The following is a 23,972-nucleotide window of genomic DNA, read 5'->3' as shown; positions in this document are numbered from 1 at the left end:
CCCTGATAAGACGACTTGTCAGGGGCGTGTTTTTAGTGCCGCCACCCGAATCATGCGGGCTGAAATGCACAACTTACTGTCCATTCTTTAGCGCCATAACGTGTAATAACGAGGCCAGAGATCATTATGTTAGAACCCATCACGTCCGAGCACACCGTGTCTGAAAATAATTCGCTGACTACCCCCTCCGTTAACGTGGAGCAACCGGCTGCGGCCAAAATCAACCTGCTGGACCTGAACCGCCAGCAAATGCGCGAGTTCTTCGCCGAAATGGGCGAGAAACCGTTCCGCGCCGATCAGGTGATGAAGTGGATTTACCACTACTGCTGCGACGATTTCGAGCAGATGACCGACATCAACAAAGTCCTGCGCGGCAAGCTGCAACGCGTGGCGGAAATCCGCGCGCCGGAAGTGGCGGAAGAACAGCGTTCGGCCGACGGCACCATCAAGTGGGCGATTAAAGTCGGCGATCAGCAGGTCGAAACCGTGTACATCCCGGAAGCCGACCGCGCGACGCTGTGCGTCTCCTCGCAGGTAGGCTGCGCGCTGGAGTGCAAATTCTGTTCGACGGCGCAGCAGGGCTTCAACCGCAACCTGCGCGTGTCGGAAATCATCGGCCAGGTGTGGCGCGCGGCGAAAATCATCGGCGCGCTGAAGGTGACCGGCCAACGCCCGATCACCAACGTGGTGATGATGGGGATGGGCGAGCCGCTGCTCAACCTGAACAACGTGGTGCCGGCGATGGAAATCATGCTGGACGACTTCGGCTTTGGCCTGTCCAAACGCCGCGTGACCCTGTCTACCTCCGGCGTGGTGCCGGCGCTGGACAAGCTGGGCGACATGATCGACGTGGCGCTGGCGATCTCGCTGCACGCGCCGAACGACACCATCCGCGATGAGATCGTGCCGATCAATCGCAAGTACAACATCGAGACCTTCCTGTCCGCGGTGCGTCGCTATTTGGAGAAATCCAACGCCAATCAGGGCCGCGTGACCGTCGAGTACGTGATGCTGGATCATATCAACGACAGCACCGACGATGCGCATCAGCTGGCGGAAGTGCTGAAAGACACGCCGTGCAAGATCAACCTGATCCCATGGAACCCGTTCCCGGGCGCCCCTTACGGCCGCAGCTCCAACAGCCGGGTGGATCGTTTCTCCAAGGTGTTGATGGAATACGGCTTTACGACTATTGTTCGTAAAACCCGTGGTGACGATATCGACGCCGCCTGCGGGCAACTGGCGGGTGAAGTGATCGACCGTACCAAGCGTACCCTGAAGAAGAAAATGGCCGGGGAACCTATCAACGTACGGGCGGTCTGAATCCTATAGCACCATTTTTTGTTATCTAACAGCCTGTTATGCGAAAGCGTGTCGCTGGCGGGCGTTAGCTGACGGCCGATAAGGAAATGAATGCGGGCATGAAGCTGAAACTGTGGGGTGTGTGGCTGGCGGCCGGGTTGTTGGCCGGGTGTTCCGGTTCAACGCCGGAAAAGGAAGCGCAAGTCTCTGAGGCGGGCCAAACGCGGTTGCAGCTGGGCCTGGAGTACCTGCAGCAAGGCGATATGGACGCCGCGCGCCAGAACCTGGAAAAGGCGCTGGACGCGGCCCCGCAGGATTACCGCACGCAGTTGGGCATGGCGCTCTATGAACAGCGGATCGGTGAAAATGCCGCGGCCGAACAGCGTTATCGGCAAGCGCTCAAACTTGCGCCGGGCAATGGCACCGTATTGAATAATTACGGTGCGTTTCTTTGCGGTTTAGGGCAGTATGTACCGGCGCAACAGCAGTTTAGCGCTGCGGCGCTGGCGCCCGATTATGGCCAGGTCGCCGACAGCCTGGAAAACGCAGGTTACTGTTTTCTCAAGGCCGGACAAAACGATGAGGCGCGCACGCTGTTGAGCCGCGCGCTGAAAGTCGATCCGGACAAAGGCACTCCGCTGTTGGCGGAGGCCGAAAAGCAATTTGGAGAAGGGAAGCGCGCCCAGTCGCAACTTTTATTGGATGTTTATCAGCATGTTCTGCCGGCCAGCGCCAGCAGCTTATGGTTACAGATTCGTTTCGCCGCGTTAGCCGGCCGTCAGGATAGCGTTCAACGCTATGGCAAGCAGCTAGCGCGAAGTTTTCCACAATCCAAACAGTACCAGCAGTTCTTAGCTAATGAATACTGAAGCCTCCCAAGATAAAACCGTATCCATGACGACGGGCCAGCGCCTGCGTCAAGCCCGTGAGCAACTCGGGCTGAGCCAACAGACCGTTGCAGAACGCCTGTGTCTCAAAATGTCCACCGTGCGCGATATCGAGGAAGACAGCGTGTCCGCTGACCTCGCGTCCACCTTCGTGCGCGGCTACATCCGTTCCTACGCCAAGCTGGTGCATTTGCCGGAAGACGAACTGCTGCCGATGCTGGCCAAGCAGGCGCCGTTGAAGATGGCGAAAGTGGCGCCGATGCAAAGCTTCTCGCTGGGCAAGCGCCGCAAGAAACGCGACGGCTGGCTGATGAGCTTCACCTGGCTTATCGTGTTCGTGGTGATCGGCCTGACCGGCGCCTGGTGGTGGCAAAACCACAAGGCCCAGCAGGAAGAGATCGCCACCATGGCCGATCAGTCCTCCGCGCAGCTTTCGCAGAATAACGAAGGGCAGTCCGTGCCGCTGACCGACGGCAATGCCGATGCCGGCACCAACGTGCCGTTGACCGACAACAGCGCCGCGCCGGCCGATACTGGCGCAGCGGCTCAGGCGCCGGCGGCGACCGCCCAGGCGCCGAGTGCGGCTCAGCAGCAGCCTGCCGTGGTGTCGCCAAGCCAGACCACCCTGCCGGAAACCGCGCCGGCGGCACAAGCGCCGTTGCCGACCGCCGATGCGGGCGTGGCTGCGCCGGCGGCCGATCCGAATGCGCTGGTGATGGATTTCTCCGCCGACTGCTGGCTGCAGGTGACCGACGCGAGCGGTAAGACGCTGTTCAGCGGCACCCAGAAGCAGGGCGGCAAGCTGAACCTGACCGGCACTGCGCCGTATAAACTGACCATCGGCGCGCCGGCGGCAGTTCAGATCCAGTATCAGGGTAAACCGGTTGATTTAAGCCGGTTCGTTAAGTCAAACCGTGTTGCTCGCCTGACCGTCGCCGCGCAGTAATCGCGCGGCACCGGTCGTGATGTCAGAGCAGCAATGGAGAGTAAGTAATGCATAACCAAGCGCCCATCAACCGTCGAAAATCTACACGCATTTACGTCGGCAAGGTGCCTATTGGTGATGGCGCGCCGATTGCCGTGCAGTCGATGACCAACACCCGTACCACCGATGTTGAAGCAACGGTTAATCAGATCAAAGCGCTGGAGCGCGTGGGCGTCGACATCGTCCGCGTTTCGGTTCCTACCATGGACGCCGCCGAGGCGTTCAAGCTGATCAAGCAGCAGGTCAACGTGCCGCTGGTCGCCGATATCCACTTCGATTATCGCATCGCGCTGCAGGTTGCCGAATACGGCGTAGACTGCCTGCGCATCAACCCGGGCAACATCGGCAACGAATCGCGCATTCGCTCGGTGGTGGACTGCGCCCGCGACAAGAACATCCCGATTCGCATCGGCGTCAACGGCGGCTCGCTGGAGAAAGACCTGCAGGAAAAGTACGGCGAACCTACGCCGGAAGCGCTGCTGGAATCCGCCATGCGCCACGTGGACATCCTCGATCGCCTCAACTTCGACCAGTTCAAGGTCAGCGTCAAGGCGTCGGACGTGTTCCTGGCGGTACAGTCTTACCGCCTGCTGGCCTCGCGCATCGATCAGCCGCTGCATCTGGGCATCACCGAAGCCGGCGGCGCACGCAGCGGGTCGGTCAAATCGGCCATCGGCCTGGGCATGCTGCTGTCTGAAGGCATCGGCGACACCCTGCGCATCTCGCTGGCGGCGGATCCGGTCGAAGAGGTGAAGGTCGGTTTCGATATCCTGAAGTCGCTGCGCATCCGCGCGCGCGGTATCAACTTTATCGCCTGCCCGACCTGTTCGCGTCAGGAGTTCGACGTGATCGGCACGGTGAACGCGCTGGAGCAGCGCCTGGAAGACATCATCACGCCGATGGACGTTTCGATCATCGGCTGCGTGGTGAACGGCCCGGGCGAAGCGCTGGTGTCCACCATGGGCGTGACCGGCGGCCACAAGAAGAGCGGCTTCTATGAAGACGGCGTGCGCCAGAAAGAGCGTTTCGACAACGAACAGATGATCGACCAGCTGGAAGCGAAAATTCGCGCCAAGGCCGCGATGATGGACGAAAGCAACCGCATCACGGTCAATCTGCTGGAAAAATAAGCGTTATCGCTACACGGCGGGCCTGTTGGCCCGCTTGTTTATGAACCTGAAGGGCAGAAAACCGCATCCGCGTTGAATACCGGGCGGCAAAGTCCCTATAATCAGGTTCATTTTTACAGACAACGGACAGAGAACTCACGTGGCAAAGAACATTCAAGCCATTCGCGGCATGAACGACTACCTGCCGGAAGAAACGGCATTATGGCAGCGTATTGAAGGCACCCTTAAGCAGGTGCTGGGCAGCTACGGTTACAGCGAAATCCGGTTGCCGATTGTAGAGCAGACCCCGTTATTCAAACGCGCGATCGGTGAAGTGACCGACGTCGTGGAAAAAGAGATGTATACCTTCGAAGACCGCAACGGCGAAAGCCTGACGCTGCGTCCGGAAGGGACGGCCGGCTGCGTGCGCGCCGGCATCGAACATGGTCTGCTGTACAATCAGGAACAGCGTCTGTGGTACATCGGCCCGATGTTCCGCTATGAGCGCCCGCAGAAGGGCCGTTACCGTCAGTTCCATCAGCTGGGCGCGGAAGTGTTCGGCCTGCAAGGCCCGGACGTCGACGCCGAGCTGATCCTGCTGACGGCCCGCTGGTGGAAAGCGCTGGGCATCGCCGAGCACGTCAAGCTGGAGCTGAACTCCATCGGTTCGCTGGAGGCGCGCGCCAACTACCGCGACGCGCTGGTGGCGTTCCTGGAGCAGCACGTTGAGGTGCTGGACGAAGACTGCAAACGCCGCATGTACAGCAACCCGCTGCGCGTGCTGGACTCCAAGAATCCTGAGGTGCAGGCGCTGTTGAACGACGCGCCGCGCCTGTCCGAGTACCTGGACGAAGAATCCCGTGCTCACTTCGCCGGTCTGTGTGAACTTTTGGCGCAGGCAGGTATCCCATATACCGTTAACGAGCGCCTGGTGCGCGGTCTGGATTACTACAACCGCACCGTGTTTGAGTGGGTAACCACCAGCCTGGGCGCGCAGGGCACCGTCTGCGCGGGCGGCCGTTACGACGGCCTGGTCGAGCAATTGGGCGGCCGTGCTACCCCGGCAGTCGGTTTCGCCATGGGCCTCGAGCGCCTGGTGTTGCTGGTGCAGGCGGTTAACCCGGAATTCAAGGCGCCGTCGGCTATCGACGTGTACGTCATCTCTTCCGGCGCGGGCACCCAGAGCGCGGCGATGCAGCTGGCTGAACAGGTGCGCGACGCGGCGCCGCAGCTGAAGCTGATGACCAATTACGGCGGCGGCAACTTCAAGAAGCAGATCACCCGTGCGGACAAATGGGGCGCGCGCATCGCGCTGATCCTGGGTGAGAGCGAAGTGGCGGCGCAGCAGGTGGTGGTGAAAGACCTGCGCAGTGGTGAACAAGAAACGCTGGCGCAAAGCGAAGTCGCTGCGCGTCTGGCTTTGATGTTAGGTTAAGGAGAAGGACACCGTGGAAGTCTATACCACTGAAAACGAACAAGTCGACGCACTGCGTCGGTTCTTTGCCGAGAACGGCAAAGCGCTGGCGGTGGGCGTGGTGCTCGGAATTGGTGCCCTGGTTGGCTGGCGTTACTGGCAGAGCCATGAAAACTCCAACATGATGGCTGCGTCGCAATCCTATCAGGAAGCCAGCGATCGTCTGGCGGCCGGCAAGCCGGATGACGTGGCTGCCGCGGAGAAATTTGTCCAGGCTAACGGTAACAGCTACGGCGTATTGGCCGCGCTGCAGTTGGCCAAGCACTTTGTCGAACAGAATGATTTCGCCAAGGCGGAACAGCAATTGGCGCTGGCGCAGGGCCAGACCAAAGACGACAACCTGTTGGCGATGATCGACCTGCGTCTGGCGCGCGTCCAGCTGCAGGAGAAAAAGCTGGATGAAGCGCTGAAAACGCTGGATGGCGTGAAAGGCGAAGGCTGGGCGGCGATGATGCAGGATGTGCGCGGCGATGTGCTGCTGGCCAAGGGCGACGCCAAGGGCGCGCGCGAAGCTTACAGCAAAGGCATTGAGTCCAACGCTTCTCAGGCGCTGCAGGTTCTGCTGCGCATGAAATTGAATAACTTGTCCAGCTAAGGGGAATTCCCATGCAATTGCGTAAAACACTCTTGGTCGGACTGGTTTCCGCTGCCTTGCTGAGTGGTTGCTCGCTGTTTAACAGCGAAGAAGACGTGGTTACCATGTCGCCGTTGCCGAAAGTTGAAAATCAGTTTACGCCGAGCAAGGCGTGGAGCACCTCGGTGGGCGACGGCATCGGTGAGTATTACTCCCACCTGCGTCCGGCCTATCAGGACAGCACCATTTACGCCGCCGATCGCTTCGGCATCGTGAAAGCGATGGACGCCGACAGCGGCAACGAGAAGTGGAAGGTTAATCTCTCCGAGAAGACCGGCTTCTTCTCCAGCAACCTGTCTGCGCTGCTGTCGGGCGGCCTGACGGTCGCGGGTGACAAGGTTTACGTCGGCAGCGAAAAAGCGGTGGTTTACGCATTGAACACCGCCGACGGCGCCATCGCCTGGCAGACCAAAGTGGCCGGCGAAGCGATCTCCCGTCCGGTTGTCAGCGACGGCATGGTGTTGGTGCACACCTCCAACGGCATGCTGCAGGCGCTGAACGAAGCCGACGGCGCGGTGAAATGGACGGTTAACCTGGACATGCCTTCGCTGTCGCTGCGCGGTGAATCCGCGCCGGCCGTCGCCTTTGGCGCCGCCATCGTCGGCGGTGACAACGGCCGCGTCAGCGCCGTGCTGATGCAGCAGGGCCAACTGATCTGGCAACAGCGTATTTCTCAGCCGAGCGGCGCGACCGAAATCGATCGCCTGAACGACGTGGACACCACGCCGGTGATCGTTGACGGCGTGGTCTACGCGCTGGGCTACAACGGCAACCTGACGGCGCTGGATCTGCGTTCCGGCCAGATTATCTGGAAACGCGAGCTGGGTTCGGTGAACGATTTCATCGTCGACGCGGGCCGCATCTACCTGATCGACCAGAACGATCGCGTCGTCGCGCTCAGCACCGAAGGCGGCGTGACCGTGTGGACGCAGAGCGATCTGCTGCACCGCAACCTGACGCCGCCGGTGATGTATAATGGTTATCTGGTGACCGGTGACGCCGAAGGCTATCTGCACTGGATTAACACCACCGATGGCCGTTTTGTCGCCCAGCAGGAAGTGGACAGCTCCGGCTTCCTGTCTGCGCCGATGGTGGCCAGCGACAAGCTGATCATCCAGGCTCGCGGCGGGAAAGTTTACGCTTTCACCCGCTAACGCCGCTCGTCGCAAGGCTTGAAAACGGCTCCTGAATGTTCAGGGGCCGTTTCGTATTTTTATAAGCTGTACCGCTGGTGTCTATCCACAGTGCAGTAACGCATTGATTATTAAGTAATGAGGCTTCAACAATGATACCTGTCGTCGCGCTGGTCGGGCGCCCGAATGTGGGTAAATCCACCTTGTTCAACCGTTTAACCCATACGCGCGATGCGCTGGTGGCGGATTTCCCGGGGCTGACGCGTGACCGCAAGTATGGTCGTGCTGAAATCGAAGGCAATGAATTCATCATCGTCGATACCGGCGGTATCGACGGCACCGAAGACGGCGTTGAAACGCGCATGGCCGGTCAGTCGCTGCTGGCGATCGAAGAGGCGGACATCGTGCTGTTCATGGTCGACGCCCGCGCCGGCCTGATGCCGGCGGATCAGGGCATCGCCCAGCACCTGCGCAGCCGCCAGAAGGCGACCTTCCTGGTGGCCAACAAGACCGACGGTCTGGATCCTGACACCGCCACCGCCGATTTCTACTCGCTCGGCCTGGGTGAAGTGTTCGCTATCGCTGCTTCCCACGGTCGTGGCGTGACCCAACTGATCGAACACGTGCTGGTGCCGTTCGTGCCGGAAAAACCGGAAGACGTCGAGCTGACCGAGGAAGAGGCCAACGCCGCTTACTGGGCCGAGCAAAACGGGGAAACGCTGGAAGGCGAAGACGACGAAGAGCCGGAAGAAGCGTTCAACCCGCAGGATTTGCCGATCAAGCTGGCGATCGTCGGCCGCCCGAACGTCGGTAAGTCTACGCTCACTAACCGTATCCTCGGCGAGGAGCGCGTGGTGGTGTATGACATGCCGGGCACCACCCGCGACAGCATCTACATTCCGATGGTGCGCGACGAACGCGAATATGTGCTGATCGACACCGCCGGGGTGCGTAAACGCGGCAAGGTGACTGAAACCGTCGAGAAGTTCTCGGTGATCAAGACCCTGCAGGCGATTGAAGACGCCAACGTTGTGCTGCTGGTGATCGACGCGCGTGAAGGCATCTCCGATCAGGATCTCTCGCTGCTCGGCTTTATCCTCAATAGTGGGCGCTCACTGGTGATTGCGGTCAACAAGTGGGACGGCATGAGCGAAGAAGATCGCGAGCACGTGAAAGAGATGCTCGACCTGCGTCTGGGCTTCGTTGACTTCGCGCGCGTGCACTTCATTTCCGCGCTGCACGGCAGCGGCGTCGGCAACCTGTTCGAATCGGTGCAGGAAGCCTACGAGTGCGCAACCCGTCGCGTAAACACCTCGATGCTGACCAAAATCATGCAGATGGCGGTTGACGATCACCAGCCACCGTTGGTGCGCGGCCGCCGCGTGAAGCTGAAATACGCTCACGCCGGCGGTTACAACCCGCCGATCGTGGTGATCCACGGCAACCAGGTCAGCGATCTGGCCGATTCGTACAAACGCTACCTGATGAACTACTTCCGCCGCTCGCTGAACGTGATGGGGACGCCGATCCGCATCCAGTTCAAAGAGGGCGACAACCCGTTCGCCGGCAAACGCAACCTGCTGACGCCGACCCAGATGCGTAAGCGCAAGCGCCTGATGAGCCACCTGAAAAAGAGCAAGTAATCGCTCATGAGGGGCGCGGCAGTGATGCCGCGCCCCTTTTTTATTGGCCCGAAATCGTTTTATTATCTGAAGATTACCTCGCCTGCCTGAAGGAACACCATGTCCTGGGAAACCTGGAGTTTTGCGTTTAACGTCACCGTGCCGAATCTGCTGATGATGCTGCTGGGGATCCTGCTGCGCCATTGGCGCCTGATGGATGACCGCTTCGTCGACGGCGCGACCCGCCTGGTGTTCAATCTGGCGCTGCCATGCCTGCTGTTTTTCAGCATCGCCACCAACCACCCGCAGCTGCTCGGCAACCTGCCGCTGGTGCTGTTCGGCGCGGTCGGCACGCTGGCGACCTTCCTGCTCCTGGAGCTGGCCGCCAAGTGGCTGGTGAAAGAACCGCGTGAGCGCGGGGTGTTCGTGCAGGGCGGTTTCCGCGCCAATACCGCCATCGTTGGCCTGGCCTACGCCATGACCGCCTACGGCAGCGAAGGCATTGCGCTCGCTTCGCTGTACCTGACGGTGACGGTGATCCTGTTCAACATACTGTCGGTCATCACCCTAACGCGCAGCCTGCAGGGCGGGCAGGGCAAGAAAATCAGCCACCTGTCTTTGCTGCGCAGCATCGTTACCAACCCGCTGATCATCGGCCTGGTGTGCGGGCTGCTGTATGCGCAAACCGGGCTGGGCATCCCGACCGTGATCCGCCAGACCGGCAGCTATATCTCTGCGCTGTCGCTGCCGCTGGCGCTGCTGTGCACCGGCGCCAGCCTGGATTTTCGCGCCATGTTCCGCTCGTCCAACGTGGCGGCGCTGTCGTCGGCGGCCAAGCTGTTTCTGGTGCCGTGCCTGATGACGCTGGCCGGCTGGCTGTGCGGGTTTCAGGGGGCGGCGCTGGGCATTATCTTCCTGTTTTCCGCCACGCCGACCGCGTCGGGCAGCTATGTGATGACGCGCGCCATGGGCGGCAACGCCACGCTGGCGGCCAACATTATCGCCATCACCACCGTCGGTTCGTTCTTCACCACCGCGTTGGGGATTTATTTCTTGCGCTCATGGGGCGCGATTTAACCTGGAGTCGTTATGGAAGCGCACTGTCCGCAATGCCGTCAGACCATGAAGTGGGTAGCGGGTCACTACCATTGTGAAGCCTGCCAGCGCGATTATCGGCAGCTGGCGAGCTGCCCGGCGTGCGGGCAGCCGCTGCAAGAATTGAAAGCCTGCGGGGCGGTGGATTACCTGTGCCAGCACGGGCATGGGCTGATCTCCAAGAAACGGGTGAATTTCAGCTATCAGCCGCTGTAAGCCCTCACTCATCCACCTGGCCGGTTTTCCACAGATCCACCAGCGCCTGCGGCGCGCTGCTTTCCGGGATTAACAGCACGATCTCAGTGCTCAGGGTGGGGCTGGTGTAGTTGATTTGCACGCGGTAGTAGCGCTGGTCGCCGCAGCCGGGGGAGGTGGGCTGGCCTTCTTCCTGCGCATAGGGCAGCGTCTGGTTCAGCAACTGATTCAGGCGCTGCCGCTGCTCCGGCGTGATATCGGCCAGCGCGATGCGGCGCTGGCCCGCCAGTTTGGGAATGTAGGCGAAGCCTCCCTCGCGCGCCAGCTCAATGACCGTATCCTGATTGAGCGTCGGCAGCGGTTTCATTATTCCACCCCCACCTGATGCCAGGCTTGCTGCACCTTGTCCGCCACGCTCTGGTCGAAACGCGCTAGCGCATGTTTCACCGTGGTGCGGGCGAAGGTGGCGAAGTCGGCGTTTTGCGGCAGCGCTTTGTCGCACACCGTGTCATACCAGACGTAGCCGGCTTTCTCCCAGGCGAAGCCGCCCAGCGCCGTCGCCGCCAGGTAGAAGGCGCGGTTGGGGATGCCGGAGTTGAGGTGCACGCCGCCGTTGTCTTCCTTGGTCTGGATATAATCCTTCATGCTGGCGGGCTGCGGGTCTTTGCCCAGCAGCGGATCGTCGTAGGCGGTGCCGGGTGCCGACATCGAGCGCAGCCCTTTGCCTTTGATGCCCTCGGCGAGCAGCCCGGCGCCGATCAGCCAGTCGGCTTTATCGGCGGTTTGCTGCAGGTGGAACTGCTTGACCAACGAGCCGAATACGTCGGACAACGACTCGTTGAGCGCCCCGGACTGCTGGTAGTAGATCAACCCGGCTTCGCTCTCGGTCACGCCGTGCGCCAGCTCGTGGCCGACCACGTCGATGGCGATGGTGAAACGGTTGAAGATCTCGCCGTCGCCGTCGCCGAACACCATCTGCTGGCCGTTCCAGAAGGCGTTCTGGTACTCCTTGCCGTAGTGTACGCTGCCGACCAGCGGCAGCCCCTGGTTATCCAGTGAATTGCGGCGGTAGGCCTGCCAGAAGAAATCGTAGGTGACGCCGAGATAGTCGTAGGCTTCGTCCACCGCCACGTCGTGGTTGCTGGGCTGGCCCTCTTTGCGCACCTGTTTGCCGGGCAGCTGGGTGCCGTTCTGGGCGTCGTAGATATCGCGGAGCGCTTCACCGGCTCGGGCGTTTTTCTCGGTCGGCGAACGCAGCGGCTTGTTGCCGAGCAGGCTTTGCACGTGGTTCAGCGTGTGCAGCGCGCAGTCGCGCTGCGGGGCGTTGCCGTGTTCAATGATGCGGCGCAGCATGTAGGGAGGAATGACGGAACGCATGCGCTGGGCTGGCATAGTGGCTCTCCTTAGGCAAAAATTTTACCTCATCGAATGAATGCACTGTGCCTAAGTGTAGCCTACTCGTCATAAAGCCTGTGGTCATGCGTGCTCACCGCCGGCGCGGTCTTGTGCGGGCTGATGCGCCGCACCGAGGCGCGCACCGCCAGCCGGCCGTGCAGCAGCAGATTGCACGGCGGCGCGTCGGCGCGCAGCATGCGCCGCTGCAGCAGCTGGATCGCCTCGTAGCCCAGCTCGTCGCGCGGCACCTGCACCGAGGTCAGCGGCACATCGTGGATTTCCGCCAGATTGAAGCCGTCGGTGCTCATCACCGAGACGTCACCCGGCACGCTCAGCCCCCGCTTGTTGAGCGCTTTGACCGCCCCGACCGCCATGTAGTCGCCGCCGGCCAGGATCGCCGTCGGCAGCGGGGCGTGGCCGTGGATGCCATCGAGATAGGTGGTCAGCGCCTGCTCGGCCTCTTCGCCGCCGAAGCCGGAGGTGGTGATCAGATGGCGGCCGTCGTCGAACGGCAGATGATGTCGGGCGTAGGCCTGGCGGATGCCCGCCAGCCGCAGCTCCATGGTGTGGCGGCGCAGGCATTGCAGATTGAGGATATGGCTGTGCCCCTGCTGAAACAGGTAGCTGGCGGAATAGTCGCCGATCAGCTGATGATCCGGTGAGACGCTGTCCAGCCGCATCTGCCGATCGCTGCAGTTGATCAGCACGCAGGGCTTGTGCAGATCGGCGGCCAGGGTGTGGATATGCTCGTCGTCGATGCCGATGATCAGCGCCGCTTCGGTGTGCGGGTCGCTCATCTTTTCCAGAAACAGCGCGCCGTCGCTGTGTTGCTCTTCCAGCCCGCAGTAGCGGATGCGCACCTCGTGCTCCATCAGCGCGGCGGCGATACCCTGAATGACCTTGTAGTAGAAGATGTCGGTGCGTACGTCGAACGCGCGCTGCGGCGCGAACACCATCACGTTGTTCAGCATCAGCCGGCCGCTGGAAATGCCCTGCAGAATGCCGTTTTGCTGCGCACAGTCCAGCACCTTGCGGCGCGCCTCGGCGCTGGTGTTGGCCTTGCCTGCCAGCACGCGGGAAACGGTGCTGATCGACAGCCCGGTTTGGCGAGCGATCTCCTGAATTTTCAGCTTTCCGTTCATTCTGTGATCTCCTTCAAATTCGTCCGTGAGAATATTTTCATTGCAGATTTTCAGTGTCTTGACCGGATTTCTTGGTCATTATGACTATTTTTTCACCCACCTGTGAAAATCTTTGCAAAAAACAGCGTTTCGCTGCGCGCTCTCGCTGAGTAGTCTGCATTGGTACACCAATTTTAGCGACCTGTCAGTCCAATTTTAACGGTGTGCGAAAATGAAAACAAAAATAAATCATGGGGTTGTGATTGTCTGTCGGCCAGTGATACGGCGCCGACCCGTTTTCACCGCCCCGTGTTTGATAGCACAACGTACCCTACCAAAACGCGCGTCGCCGTAGTCGGCGGCCGCGGGGAGAGAACCGATGAGTGTGGAGATCAATCAGGCGGTCGCGCAGAGCGGCCGGCGCAAGTTCAAATCGCTGCGCTGGTGGATGCTGGCGCTGTTCTTGCTGGGCGTCACGGTCAACTACATCACCCGCAACTCGCTGGGCATTCTGGCGCCGGAGCTGAAAACCAGCCTGAATATGAGCACCGAGCAATATGCCTGGGTGGTGGCGTCGTTCCAGCTGGCCTACACGGTGTTTCAGCCGATCTGCGGCTGGTTGATCGACGTTATCGGCCTGAAGATGGGCTTTCTGATCTGTGCCGGCATCTGGGCGGTGGTGTGCATGCTGCACGCCGGCGCCGGCAGCTGGCTGCAACTGGCCATTCTGCGTTTCTTCATGGGGGGCGCGGAGGCGGCGGCCACCCCGGCCAACGCCAAGGCGATCTCCGACTGGTTTCCGAAGAAGGAGCGGCCGATCGCCGCCGGCTGGGCGGGCGTCGGTTTCTCCATCGGCGCCATGCTGGCACCGCCGATCATCGTCATCGCTCACGTCTCCTTCGGCTGGCAGGGCGCCTTCCTGTTCTCCGGCGGGCTGGCGCTGATCTGGGTGGTGCTGTGGTGGCTGTTCTACCATTCGCCGCAGCAGCACCCGAACCTCAGCCAGCAAGAGCTGGATCTGATCCGCGAAGACAACGAGCCGGTGCTGCCTAAGCTGCCGTTCTTCACCTCGCTGGCCAGCCTGTGCAAGAACAAGAAGTTTTACGGCATCGCCATCCCGGCCTTCCTCGCCGAGCCGGCCTGGGCGGTATTCAGCTTCTGGGTGCCGCTGTACCTGGCCACTGAACGCGGCATGGATCTGAAACAGATCGCGATGTTCGCCTGGCTGCCGTTCCTGGCGGCGGATATCGGCAGCGTCGCCAGCGGCTATCTCACCACCCTGTACCGCAAATGGTTCGGCTGCAGCCGCGTCAACTCGGTGGTCGCCAGCTCGGTGACCGGCGCTTTCCTGATGGTGTCGCTGGCGTTCGTGGCGATCACCCAAGATCCCTATGTGGCGATCGCGCTGATCTCGATCGGCGGCTTCGGCCACCAGGTGATCTCCTGCATGCTCAGCGCGCTGGTGGTGGAGTCGTTCGATAAAAACCAGATGGCGACGGTCAACGGCATGCGCGGATCCAGCGCCTGGATCGCCAGCTTCCTGTTCACGCTGCTGATCGGCGCGGTGTCCGACACCATCGGCTTCAACCCGCTGTTCATCGCCATGGGCTTCTTCGATCTGATCGGCGCCCTGTTCCTGATTGCCCTGATCGCCGAACGCGGCGGTAAGAAAACACCTTCACACAGCTAAGTGGAATGCTTATGAAAACCTTGAAAAACTGGACGCTGGCGGCGCAGCATGCCGACCACGTTGAGCTGCTGGTCGATGAACGCCACCGTTTCTGCCTGTACGTGCTGGAAGACGGTCTGTTCCGCGTGTTGATCAAACGTGAGGGCGAACTGGCGCTGGATCGCACCTGGAGCATCGCGCCGCAGGAGGATGTGCCCTGGGAGGGGCGCGATCGGCTCAGCGTCGCCGGCTTCAGCTTGCCGGGCTACCAGCTGCGCCAGGAGGGCGATCGGCTGGTGGTCAGCACGCCGCTGCTGCGCGTGACGGTGCACCAGCCGCTGTGGCTGGAATGGGAATATTGCAACGCCGCCGGCGAATGGCGGCCGCTGGCGGCGGACCGGCCGACCAGCGCCTACCTGCTCAATGTGCACGGCGACGGCGTAGCGCACTACCAGCGGCGTTTCGCCGATGAGCGCTATTACGGCCTGGGGGAAAAAGCCGGCGATCTGGAGCGCACCGGCCGCCGCTTCGAGATGCGCAATCTGGACGCGATGGGCTACAACGCCGCCAGCACCGATCCGCTGTACAAGCACATTCCGTTTACCATCACCCGCGGGCCGGAGGCGAGCTTCGGCCTGTTTTACGACAACCTGAGCAGCAGCTGGTTGGATCTGGGCAACGAGATCGACAACTACCACGCGGCCTATCGCCGCTATCAGGCCGAAGCGGGCGATCTGGATTACTACCTGTTCCTCGGGCCGAAGGTCTTGGACGTCACCAAGGCCTTCGTGCGCCTGACCGGCCGCACCCACTTCGGGCCGAAGTGGAGCCTGGGCTACAGCGGTTCGACCATGCACTACACCGACGCGCCGGACGCCCAGCAGCAGCTGCAGCAGTTCATCGCGCTGTGCCGTCAACACGCCATTCCCTGCGACTCCTTCCAGCTGTCGTCGGGCTACACCTCGATCAACAACAAGCGCTACGTGTTCAACTGGAACTACGACAAGGTGCCGCAGCCCAAGCAACTGAGCCAGGCGTTTCACGACGCCGGCCTCAGGCTGGCGGCCAACATCAAGCCGTGCCTGCTGCAGGATCACCCGCAGTATCAGGAGGTGGCGGCGCAGGGGCTGTTTATCCGCGATTCGCAAAGCGACGCGCCCGAGCGCTCCAGCTTTTGGGACGACGAAGGATCGCACCTCGACTTCACCAACCCTGCGGCGGTGCGCTGGTGGCAGCGGGGCGTCACGCAGCAACTGCTGGAGATGGGCATCGACTCGACCTGGAACGACAACAACGAATACGAAGTGTGGGATGGCGAAGCGCGCTGCCACGGCTTCGGGCGGCCGATCGCCATCAAGCACATCCGCCCGGTGATGCCGCTGCTGATGATGCGCGCCTCGATGGAGGCCCAGCAGCGCTTCGCGCCGCAGAAGCGGCCGTACCTGATCTCGCGCTCCGGCTGCGCCGGCATGCAGCGCTACGTGCAGACCTGGAGCGGCGACAACCGTACCAGCTGGCAGACGCTGCGCTACAACATCCGCATGGGGCTGGGCATGAGCCTGTCCGGGCTGTATAACCTTGGCCACGACGTCGGCGGCTTCTCGGGCGACAAACCGGATGCGGAGTTGCTGGTGCGCTGGGTGCAAAACGGCGTGATGCATCCGCGTTTCACCATCCACTCCTGGAACGACGACGCCACGGTCAACGAGCCCTGGATGTACCCGGCCGCCACCCCGGCGGTGCGCGAGGCGATCAACCTGCGTTACCGGCTGCTGCCGTATTTCTACACCCTGTTGTGGCAGGCCTGCGCCGACGACGAGCCGATGCTGCGCCCGACCTTCCTCGATCATGAACAGGATGTGCGCACCTTCGGCGAGAATGACGATTTTCTGATCGGTCGCGATCTGCTGGTGGCCAGCGTGGTGGAGCCGGGGCAGCGCCGGCGTTCGGTATATCTGCCGGACAACGGTGAGGGCTGGTACTGCTTCTACAGCGGCCAATGGTTCGGCGGCGGCCAGACGGTGACGCTGGCGGCGCCGCTGGAGCGTCTGCCGCTGCTGGTGCGCGCCGGGGCGGCGCTGCCGCTGTCGCAGCGGCTGGCGCATGTGGACGTTGCCGCCGACGATCGGCGCGAGCTGCGGCTGTTTCCGCTCAAGGGCTGCGGCGCAAGCAGCGGGCTGTTGTTTGAGGACGACGGTGAAAGCGAAGGCTGGCGACAGGGCGATGCGCTGTGGCTGCGTTGGGAAATGCGCTGCGACCATCAGCGCATCATGCTGGATATCACGACGGAAGGGCGTTTCCGCCCGGCCTGGCGCACGTTGGCGCTCAGCCTGCCGGAAGGCGAAATGCGCGCGCTGTGGGTGAACGGCGAACCGGGCGAGCGTTTTACGCTGGAGTAGGGGTTACTCGGCCGCGCGTTTCTTGCGCGGCTTCTTGGCGACGGTGATGGTTTTCACCTCGCTTTCCACCCAGCCGTCCTGCAGGCGGGTTTTCAGCAGTTCGCCGACCTGCGCCTGCTTGGTGGTTTTCAGCAGCTCGCCGCGCGGGGTTTGCGTCACGCTGTAGCCGCGCGCCAGCGTCGCCAGCGGGCTGACGGTTTCCAGCTGGCTGCAGGCCACGCCGAAGCGCTGGCGGTAGGCGTTGAGCTGCCGCTCCATCGCCTGCTGCAGGCGGTATTCCTGCTGCTGTACGCGCTGTTGGTAGCGATGAATGCGGCCCTGCGGCTGCACCTGCGCCAGCCGCTGCTGGGCGCGTTCGCTGCGGCGGGCGGCCAGGCGCAGCTGTTGCTGCATGCCGTCTTCCATCCGGCGCTGCAGCTTGAACAGCAGCGTCTGCTGGCGCGCCAGGCGCAGATGCGGATGCTGCTGCTGCAAACGGTGGTGAATGCGGGTGAACTGCTGCTGGCGCTGCGCCAGGTAGTAATCCATCGCCATCTCCAGCCGCTGCTGCTGCGACTGCAGCTGGCGCAACAGCTCGAGCTGATTGCGGCTGACCAGTTCGGCGGCGGCGGAAGGGGTCGGCGCGCGCAGATCGGCGACGAAATCGGCGATGGTGACGTCGGTTTCATGGCCGACGGCGCTGACGATCGGAATGCGGCTGGCGAAGATCGCCCGCGCCACGCGTTCGTCGTTGAAGCTCCACAAATCCTCCAGCGAACCGCCGCCGCGGCCGACGATCAGCACGTCGCATTCGTCGCGGCGGTTGGCGGCCTCGATGGCGCGCACGATCTGCATCGGCGCTTCGGCGCCCTGCACCGAGGTGGGGTAGATGACGATCGGCAACGACGGATCGCGCCGCTGCAATACCTGCAGAATATCGTGCAGCGCCGCGCCGCTGGCGGAGGTGATCACCCCGACGCGTTTGGCCGGGGCGGGCAGCGGCTGCTTGAATTGCTGATCGAACAGTCCTTCGGCGCTCAGGCGCTGTTTCAGCTGCTCGAACTGTTGCTGCAGCAGGCCGTCGCCGGCGGGCTGCATGCTTTCGGCGATCAGCTGGTAGTCGCCGCGCGGTTCATACAGCGTGATGCTGGCGCGCACCAGGACCTGCTGGCCGTTTTGCGGCCGGAAGGTGACGCGGCGGTTGCTGTTGCGGAACATCGCGCAGCGCACCTGGGCGCGATCGTCTTTCAGCGTGAAATACCAGTGGCCGGAGGCGGGCTGGGAGAGGTTGGAGATCTCGGCGGAGAGCCAAATCTGCCCCATTTCCCTTTCCAGCAGTTGGCGAACCGTCTGATTGAGGCGGCTTACGGTAAAAATGGAAGGCGAAACAGGTAGCGACATGTGACCCAGATCAAATTTCAAAACAATCACTTAATTGGTCGATACTACATGGCTGAAAAAGGTAATCAAGACTTTTTGTAAGAAAGTGCTGGAGGCAACCGATTCCGCTCTGTATAATGCCGCGGCAATATTTTATCTTTTTCACAGCCCACCCTGGTGAGATATTGCCCATGCTACGTATCGCTAAAGAAGCTCTGACGTTTGACGACGTCCTCCTGGTTCCAGCCCACTCCACGGTTCTGCCTAACACCGCAGAGCTCGGCACTCAACTGACCAAAACCATCCGCCTGAACATCCCTATGCTGTCCGCAGCCATGGATACCGTTACCGAATCCGGCCTGGCCATCGCGCTGGCGCAGGAAGGCGGCCTGGGCTTCATCCACAAAAACATGTCCATCGAGCGCCAGGCTGAAGAAGTCAGCCGCGTGAAGAAGCATGAAAGCGGCGTAGTTACCGACCCGCAGACCGTTACCCCATCCACCACGCTGCAGGAAGTGAAAGAGCTGACCGCGCGCAACGGCTTCGCCGGTTACCCGGTCGTCACCGAAGACAACGAGCTGGTCGGCATCATCACCGGCCGCGACGTGCGCTTCGTGACCGATCTGACCCAGCCGGTCACCGCGGTCATGACGCCAAAAGATCGCCTGGTCACCGTGAAAGAAGGTGAAGCGCGCGACGTGGTGCTGCAGAAGATGCACGAAAAGCGCGTAGAAAAAGCGCTGGTGGTGGACGACAGCTTCCACCTGCTGGGCATGATCACCGTTAAAGACTTCCAAAAAGCGGAACGTAAGCCGAACGCCTGTAAAGACGAGCACGGCCGTCTGCGCGTGGGCGCGGCGGTCGGCGCCGGCGCCGGCAACGAAGAGCGCGTTGACGCGCTGGTGGCGGCAGGCGTTGACGTCCTGCTGATCGACTCCTCGCACGGCCACTCCGAAGGCGTGTTGCAGCGCATCCGCGAAACCCGCGCCAAATACCCGGATCTGCAGATCGTCGGCGGCAACGTCGCGACCGCAGCGGGCGCCAAAGCGCTGGCTGAAGCCGGCGTGAGCGCGGTGAAAGTGGGTATCGGCCCAGGCTCCATCTGCACCACCCGCATCGTGACCGGCGTGGGCGTGCCGCAGATCACCGCCATCGCCGACGCGGTGGAAGCGCTGGAAGGCACCGGCATCCCGGTTATCGCCGACGGCGGCATCCGCTTCTCCGGCGACATCGCCAAAGCGATCGCCGCGGGCGCATCCTGCGTGATGGTTGGCTCCATGCTGGCGGGCACCGAAGAATCCCCGGGCGAAATCGAGCTGTATCAGGGCCGTTCGTTCAAATCTTACCGCGGCATGGGCTCGCTGGGCGCGATGTCCAAAGGCTCTTCCGACCGTTACTTCCAGACCGATAACGCCGCCGACAAACTGGTGCCGGAAGGTATCGAAGGCCGCGTCGCCTATAAAGGCATGCTGAAAGCCATCGTGCACCAGCAGATGGGCGGCCTGCGCTCCTGCATGGGCCTGACCGGCTGCGCCACCATCGACGATCTGCGCACCAAGGCGGAGTTCGTGCGCATCAGCGGCGCCGGCATTCAGGAAAGCCACGTGCACGACGTGACCATCACCAAAGAGTCGCCGAACTACCGCATGGGCTAATGCCTTAACCTCTCCTGAGTGAGAGGCCGGGGTGGGGCGTTAAGCCCCATCCCGAAACACACATTTTCGCTCTTTTTCTCTTGTTGCTGGAATTCGCCTCACATGACACAAAATATCCATAAGCATCGCATCCTGATACTGGACTTCGGTTCGCAATACACCCAACTGGTCGCCCGCCGCGTGCGCGAAATCGGCGTTTACTGCGAACTGTGGGCCTGGGACGTTAGCGAAGAGCAGATCCGCGAATTCAACCCAAGCGGCATCATCCTCTCCGGTGGCCCGGAAAGCACCACCGAAGCCGGCAGCCCGCGCGCCCCTGACTACGTGTTCAACGCCGGCGTGCCGGTGCTGGGCGTGTGCTACGGCATGCAGACCATGGCGATGCAGCTGGGTGGCCATGTGCAGGGTTCCACCGAACGCGAGTTCGGCTACGCGCAGGTGGAAATCGTCAACGAGAGCGCGCTGCTGCGCGACATCGAAGACGCCATCAGCCCGGCCGGCAAACCGCTGCTGGACGTGTGGATGAGCCACGGCGACAAAGTGACCGCGATCCCGTCCGACTTCGTGACCGTCGCCAGCACCGACACCTGCCCGTTCGCCATTATGGCCAACGAAGAAAAACGCTTCTACGGCGTGCAGTTCCACCCGGAAGTGACCCACACCCGTCAGGGCCAGCGCATGCTGGAGCGCTTCGTACTGGACATCTGCCAGTGTGAAGCCCTGTGGACCCCGGCCACCATCATCGAAGATGCGGTCGAGCGCATCCGCGAGCAGGTGGGTGAAGACCACGTGATCCTCGGCCTGTCCGGCGGTGTCGACTCCTCCGTGACCGCGATGCTGCTGCACCGCGCCATCGGCAAACGCCTGACCTGCGTGTTCGTCGACAACGGCCTGCTGCGCCTGAACGAAGCCAAGCAGGTGATGGAAATGTTCGGCGACCACTTCGGCCTGAACATCGTGCACGTCGAAGCGGAAAACCGCTTCCTGACCGCACTGGCGGGCGTGGACGAGCCGGAAGCCAAGCGCAAGATCATCGGCCGCGTGTTCGTTGAAGTGTTCGACGAAGAAGCCTGCAAGCAAGAGCAGGTGAAATGGCTGGCACAGGGCACCATCTACCCGGACGTGATCGAATCCGCCGCTTCCGCCACCGGCAAAGCGCACGTGATCAAATCGCACCACAACGTGGGCGGCCTGCCGAAAGAGATGAAGCTGGGCCTGGTCGAGCCGCTGAAAGAGCTGTTCAAAGACGAAGTGCGCAAGATCGGCCTGGAGCTGGGCCTGCCGTACGACATGCTGTTCCGTCACCCGTTCCCGGGCCCGGGTCTGGGCGTGCGCGTGCTGGGCGAAGTGAAGAAAGAGTACTGCGATCTGCTGCGCCGCGCCGACGCCATCTTCATCGAAGAACTGCACAAGGCCGACCTGTACAACAAAGTCAGCCAGGCGTTCACCGTGTTCCTGCCGGTGCGTTCGGTCGGCGTGATGGGCGACGGCCGCAAATACGACTGGGTGGTCTCCCTGCGTGCGGTAGAAACCATCGACTTCATGACCGCGCACTGGGCGCACCTGCCGTATGACTTCCTCGGCCGCGTCTCCAACCGCATCATCAACGAAGTGGACGGCATCTCCCGCGTGGTGTACGACATCAGCGGCAAGCCGCCGGCGACGATCGAGTGGGAATAAGTTTTTAGCATCCACTGAGTTCCGTTAACGTCTAAAATCGCCAGTAAAATCATATGATTTACTGGCGATTTTTGTTTTCTAACGGCTATTGATTTCCATCCTGTTCTGATCATTTTTACCGTTAAAAATAACGGTAAAAATTTTCTTTCTGCGATCTATAGTGTGTTTTTACCGTGGGTGTTTACGGTAAAAACAGAACAGGCAGAGGGGGACGGTATGTTGGCGGAAACGAAGCTCAAGGCGTTAAAGCTCAAAGACAAACTCTACAAGGTAGCTGACCGTGATGGCTTGTATGTCACTGTCGCTAAATCTGGCCTGATCACCTTTCGTTTTGACTACCAGATCAACGGCCGCCGTGAAACGCTTACGATCGGCAAGTATCCTATCGTTTCGTTGGCGTTGGCGCGTGAGAAGTTGCTGGATGCGAACAAACTCTGCGCCAGCTCTTACGCCACAGCGCTTTCCGGCGCGACCTGTCATCTGACGCACATTTTCTGCGTCAATTCTCATCAACCCACTTATCAGAGGAGAACTGAACCGATACCTGAGGCAGGCTTTCAGCCTGAGGGGATTACCCTGCTGATGCAGGCGGTTGCACCGAGTGCATAACCGATATCCCCGCCATACCTTAACCGCTGTCGCTCCGGCGCACAGGTATTGTTCAGCGCGCACGGGATACCGTGTCGTGAAACGCAGTGCGACGGAGAGTAGGGGTATACGTCATTTTACAATTGAGTCATAAGATGCAGCCGAATATGTGGAGAAATTTTATGTTCAATGGCGAGCTTCTTCATAAGTAGCTATTGTTGATATTGATATGATTTTACGCAGATTTGACACCGCAATTTCTGTTACAACAACAAGGGGCGTATGAATGTCAGATAAACGTGTTCCTAAATCGCCTGCTGAATATCTTATTGATCATATTGAAAAAAATCGGCCAGTAGCAAAATTATTGGGAGTATTCGATAAGAATGCTAAAGCGCAGTTTCAGGAGGTAGAAAGACAATTAGAAATCATAAAAAACATGATGATCAATAGGGATCTGTTTGCACAAATTTATAGTCCGCTTGGATGGGTAAATTATGATCGTTTCTCGACAGATATTGTCGCAAAAGTTCTCGATATGAACCTTGAGGATGGGGAAATCGAACTGACAAGCTATCACCTAAATCCAGATAACTTGCGTTTTTTGGGTTACCGGTTTTGTACGCGTCATTTTAATCCGTGGGAAGCAATGTATGAACGGGCTGTAGAGCGAGCGGGAGCAGAGGATTATTTGTCGGCTATCCCACTTGTGTTAAGCATTATTGATGGGATATGCACCACATCAACGGGTAAACATCCGTTTTCTGGTGGTGCTGATACACCTGTTTTTGATAGCCAAACATCAGGCCCTGGAGGTCTATCTGAAGGGCTTGCAATTCTTGGTTCGACTCGACGAAAACTGGATACGGAACTTATCTGTATGCCATTCCGGCATGGTATTGTGCATGGATTAAACCCTAACTACGGCAGTTCCATAGTAGCAGGGAAGGCATTTAATCTCTTATGGGCGACGGTTGATTATTTTGATCGGCGTCGTGATGAAGCACAAAGATTAGAAAAAGCTACCGAGGAACAAAAACCTGTTGATCTGCGTGAGCTTGGGAAAAGCATGCAACGAAATGCAGAAATTAAGGACGCATTAAATAGGTGGAAAGCCCGGCCTGTCGTTTCGAATATTATCTCGGCCACGTCCGATGATATTGCGAACCTGCCATCAGGTAGTCCAGAGGCTTTTGCCGCTGAATATCTTTCATGGCTGATGACGAAGAATTATGGTGAATTAGCCAAGGGTACAGTCGATTACCCCAATCGTCCTATTGGTTTTCGTGCTGGTCGATTACGCAATGAATTGAAAGGTATTTCGTTAATACATTGGTCCATTACTGGTATTGAAGATACTTCATCCGCTATCAGCCAGGTGACTGTAAAGTTGGAAGGAGCAATAGACGAGCAAGTGTGTAATACCGAGTGTTTAATGAGGCTTATGTTCGCTGACGAAAGCTATGAGCTTGTTCCTCGTGGGCTATCCGGTGGTGTTTGGTCTGTGATGCCGAATTTCTTGTCTGAACTTTGGTTATTGTCTATAAGAATGAAACAAAATAAAACTTAACTGAAAGGTTATTAATTTATGATATCTGTATTGAAGTGATGTTTTTATTTCTTTGTTTTAAATAGGGTTTTTTTAACGGTAAAAATGACGGTATTTGTCT

General features: G+C 60.1%; 19 protein-coding genes and 1 pseudogene. 16 read left to right on the top strand and 4 right to left on the bottom strand.

Going from position 1 to position 23,972, the window contains the following annotated elements:
- The first annotated feature begins 126 nt into the window (after positions 1–126).
- The 10 genes from ACF8MC_RS12060 (at position 127) to ACF8MC_RS12015 (ending at position 10,457) form a co-directional block, all read left to right on the top strand.
- Positions 127–1,323 (top strand): bifunctional tRNA (adenosine(37)-C2)-methyltransferase TrmG/ribosomal RNA large subunit methyltransferase RlmN, encoded by a 1,197-nt coding sequence (locus tag ACF8MC_RS12060; RefSeq protein WP_004941426.1) that lies wholly within the window; start codon positions 127–129, stop codon positions 1,321–1,323.
- A 98-nt stretch (positions 1,324–1,421) separates the two neighbouring features.
- Entirely contained in the window at positions 1,422–2,171 is a 750-nt protein-coding gene (gene pilW / locus ACF8MC_RS12055) for a type IV pilus biogenesis/stability protein PilW (RefSeq protein ID WP_164105150.1), read from the top strand.
- Positions 2,161–3,135: a cytoskeleton protein RodZ gene (gene rodZ / locus ACF8MC_RS12050; protein ID WP_004941432.1), complete on the top strand. Its 975-nt coding sequence runs from the start codon at positions 2,161–2,163 to the stop codon at positions 3,133–3,135. Before pilW ends, rodZ begins: the two co-directional genes overlap by 11 nt.
- Positions 3,136–3,182: 47 nt before the next feature.
- Positions 3,183–4,304: a flavodoxin-dependent (E)-4-hydroxy-3-methylbut-2-enyl-diphosphate synthase gene (gene ispG / locus ACF8MC_RS12045; protein ID WP_016929756.1), complete on the top strand. Its 1,122-nt coding sequence runs from the start codon at positions 3,183–3,185 to the stop codon at positions 4,302–4,304.
- Between the two features lie 139 nt (positions 4,305–4,443).
- Positions 4,444–5,718 (top strand): histidine--tRNA ligase, encoded by a 1,275-nt coding sequence (hisS, locus tag ACF8MC_RS12040; protein ID WP_033635593.1) that lies wholly within the window; start codon positions 4,444–4,446, stop codon positions 5,716–5,718.
- 13 nt (positions 5,719–5,731) lie between these two features.
- Complete coding sequence (locus tag ACF8MC_RS12035; RefSeq protein WP_033635592.1) at positions 5,732–6,352, top strand: YfgM family protein; 621 nt, start codon at positions 5,732–5,734, stop codon at positions 6,350–6,352.
- An 11-nt stretch (positions 6,353–6,363) separates the two neighbouring features.
- Positions 6,364–7,545: an outer membrane protein assembly factor BamB gene (gene bamB, locus ACF8MC_RS12030; protein WP_047570924.1), complete on the top strand. Its 1,182-nt coding sequence runs from the start codon at positions 6,364–6,366 to the stop codon at positions 7,543–7,545.
- Positions 7,546–7,676: 131 nt separating this feature from the next.
- Positions 7,677–9,167, top strand: coding sequence for a ribosome biogenesis GTPase Der (gene der, locus ACF8MC_RS12025; RefSeq protein WP_047570926.1), 1,491 nt, complete (start codon positions 7,677–7,679; stop codon positions 9,165–9,167).
- Between the two features lie 99 nt (positions 9,168–9,266).
- The gene (locus ACF8MC_RS12020) at positions 9,267–10,223 is read left to right on the top strand and encodes an AEC family transporter (protein ID WP_033648913.1); all 957 of its coding nucleotides are present in this window, start codon (positions 9,267–9,269) and stop codon (positions 10,221–10,223) included.
- 12 nt (positions 10,224–10,235) lie between these two features.
- Entirely contained in the window at positions 10,236–10,457 is a 222-nt protein-coding gene (locus tag ACF8MC_RS12015) for a zinc ribbon domain-containing protein (protein WP_039568530.1), read from the top strand.
- Positions 10,458–10,461: 4 nt separating this feature from the next.
- Here the strand turns inward: ACF8MC_RS12015 and ACF8MC_RS12010 are convergent, their stop codons facing one another.
- The 3 genes from ACF8MC_RS12010 to ACF8MC_RS12000 all read right to left on the bottom strand — a co-directional run bounded on the left by ACF8MC_RS12010 (position 10,462) and on the right by ACF8MC_RS12000 (position 12,973).
- Positions 10,462–10,803, bottom strand: a complete 342-nt coding sequence (locus ACF8MC_RS12010) for a protealysin inhibitor emfourin (protein ID WP_033635587.1) — start codon at positions 10,801–10,803, stop codon at positions 10,462–10,464.
- On the bottom strand, positions 10,803–11,828 hold the full coding sequence (locus tag ACF8MC_RS12005) for a M4 family metallopeptidase (RefSeq protein ID WP_060436590.1): 1,026 nt from the start codon (positions 11,826–11,828) through the stop codon (positions 10,803–10,805). The genes ACF8MC_RS12010 and ACF8MC_RS12005 overlap by 1 nt, the downstream gene beginning before the upstream one ends.
- Before the next feature lie 62 nt (positions 11,829–11,890).
- Entirely contained in the window at positions 11,891–12,973 is a 1,083-nt protein-coding gene (locus tag ACF8MC_RS12000; RefSeq protein ID WP_060436591.1) for a LacI family DNA-binding transcriptional regulator, read from the bottom strand.
- Between the two features lie 358 nt (positions 12,974–13,331).
- Here ACF8MC_RS12000 and ACF8MC_RS11995 point away from each other — a divergent pair, with 358 nt between their 5' ends.
- The gene (locus tag ACF8MC_RS11995; protein ID WP_060423900.1) at positions 13,332–14,642 is read left to right on the top strand and encodes an MFS transporter; all 1,311 of its coding nucleotides are present in this window, start codon (positions 13,332–13,334) and stop codon (positions 14,640–14,642) included.
- A gap of 11 nt (positions 14,643–14,653) precedes the next feature.
- Positions 14,654–17,020, top strand: a complete 2,367-nt coding sequence (locus ACF8MC_RS11990; protein WP_164105151.1) for a TIM-barrel domain-containing protein — start codon at positions 14,654–14,656, stop codon at positions 17,018–17,020.
- Positions 17,021–17,023: 3 nt separating this feature from the next.
- On the opposite strand, the gene xseA is transcribed toward ACF8MC_RS11990, so the two are convergent.
- Positions 17,024–18,400 (bottom strand): exodeoxyribonuclease VII large subunit, encoded by a 1,377-nt coding sequence (gene xseA, locus ACF8MC_RS11985; RefSeq protein WP_004941456.1) that lies wholly within the window; start codon positions 18,398–18,400, stop codon positions 17,024–17,026.
- 170 nt (positions 18,401–18,570) lie between these two features.
- Between xseA and guaB the strand changes: the two genes are divergently transcribed.
- The 4 genes and pseudogenes from guaB to ACF8MC_RS11965 all read left to right on the top strand — a co-directional run bounded on the left by guaB (position 18,571) and on the right by ACF8MC_RS11965 (position 23,872).
- Positions 18,571–20,034 (top strand): IMP dehydrogenase, encoded by a 1,464-nt coding sequence (gene guaB / locus ACF8MC_RS11980; RefSeq protein WP_033635581.1) that lies wholly within the window; start codon positions 18,571–18,573, stop codon positions 20,032–20,034.
- 102 nt (positions 20,035–20,136) lie between these two features.
- Positions 20,137–21,714, top strand: a complete 1,578-nt coding sequence (gene guaA, locus ACF8MC_RS11975) for a glutamine-hydrolyzing GMP synthase (protein WP_033654273.1) — start codon at positions 20,137–20,139, stop codon at positions 21,712–21,714.
- Positions 21,715–21,930: 216 nt separating this feature from the next.
- Positions 21,931–22,173: pseudogene (locus ACF8MC_RS11970) on the top strand (Arm DNA-binding domain-containing protein); the annotation flags it as partial.
- Between the two features lie 415 nt (positions 22,174–22,588).
- Positions 22,589–23,872: a hypothetical protein gene (locus ACF8MC_RS11965; protein WP_164105153.1), complete on the top strand. Its 1,284-nt coding sequence runs from the start codon at positions 22,589–22,591 to the stop codon at positions 23,870–23,872.
- The last annotated feature ends 100 nt before the right edge of the window (positions 23,873–23,972 follow it).

Origin of the sequence: Serratia sp. LACPHL-BACT-2024-00286 (genome assembly GCF_043109535.1) — a bacterium.
GTDB classification, from domain to species: domain Bacteria; phylum Pseudomonadota; class Gammaproteobacteria; order Enterobacterales; family Enterobacteriaceae; genus Serratia; species Serratia sarumanii.
Note: the sequence above shows the minus strand (reverse complement) of the source record. Positions and strands in the feature narration are given on the sequence as shown.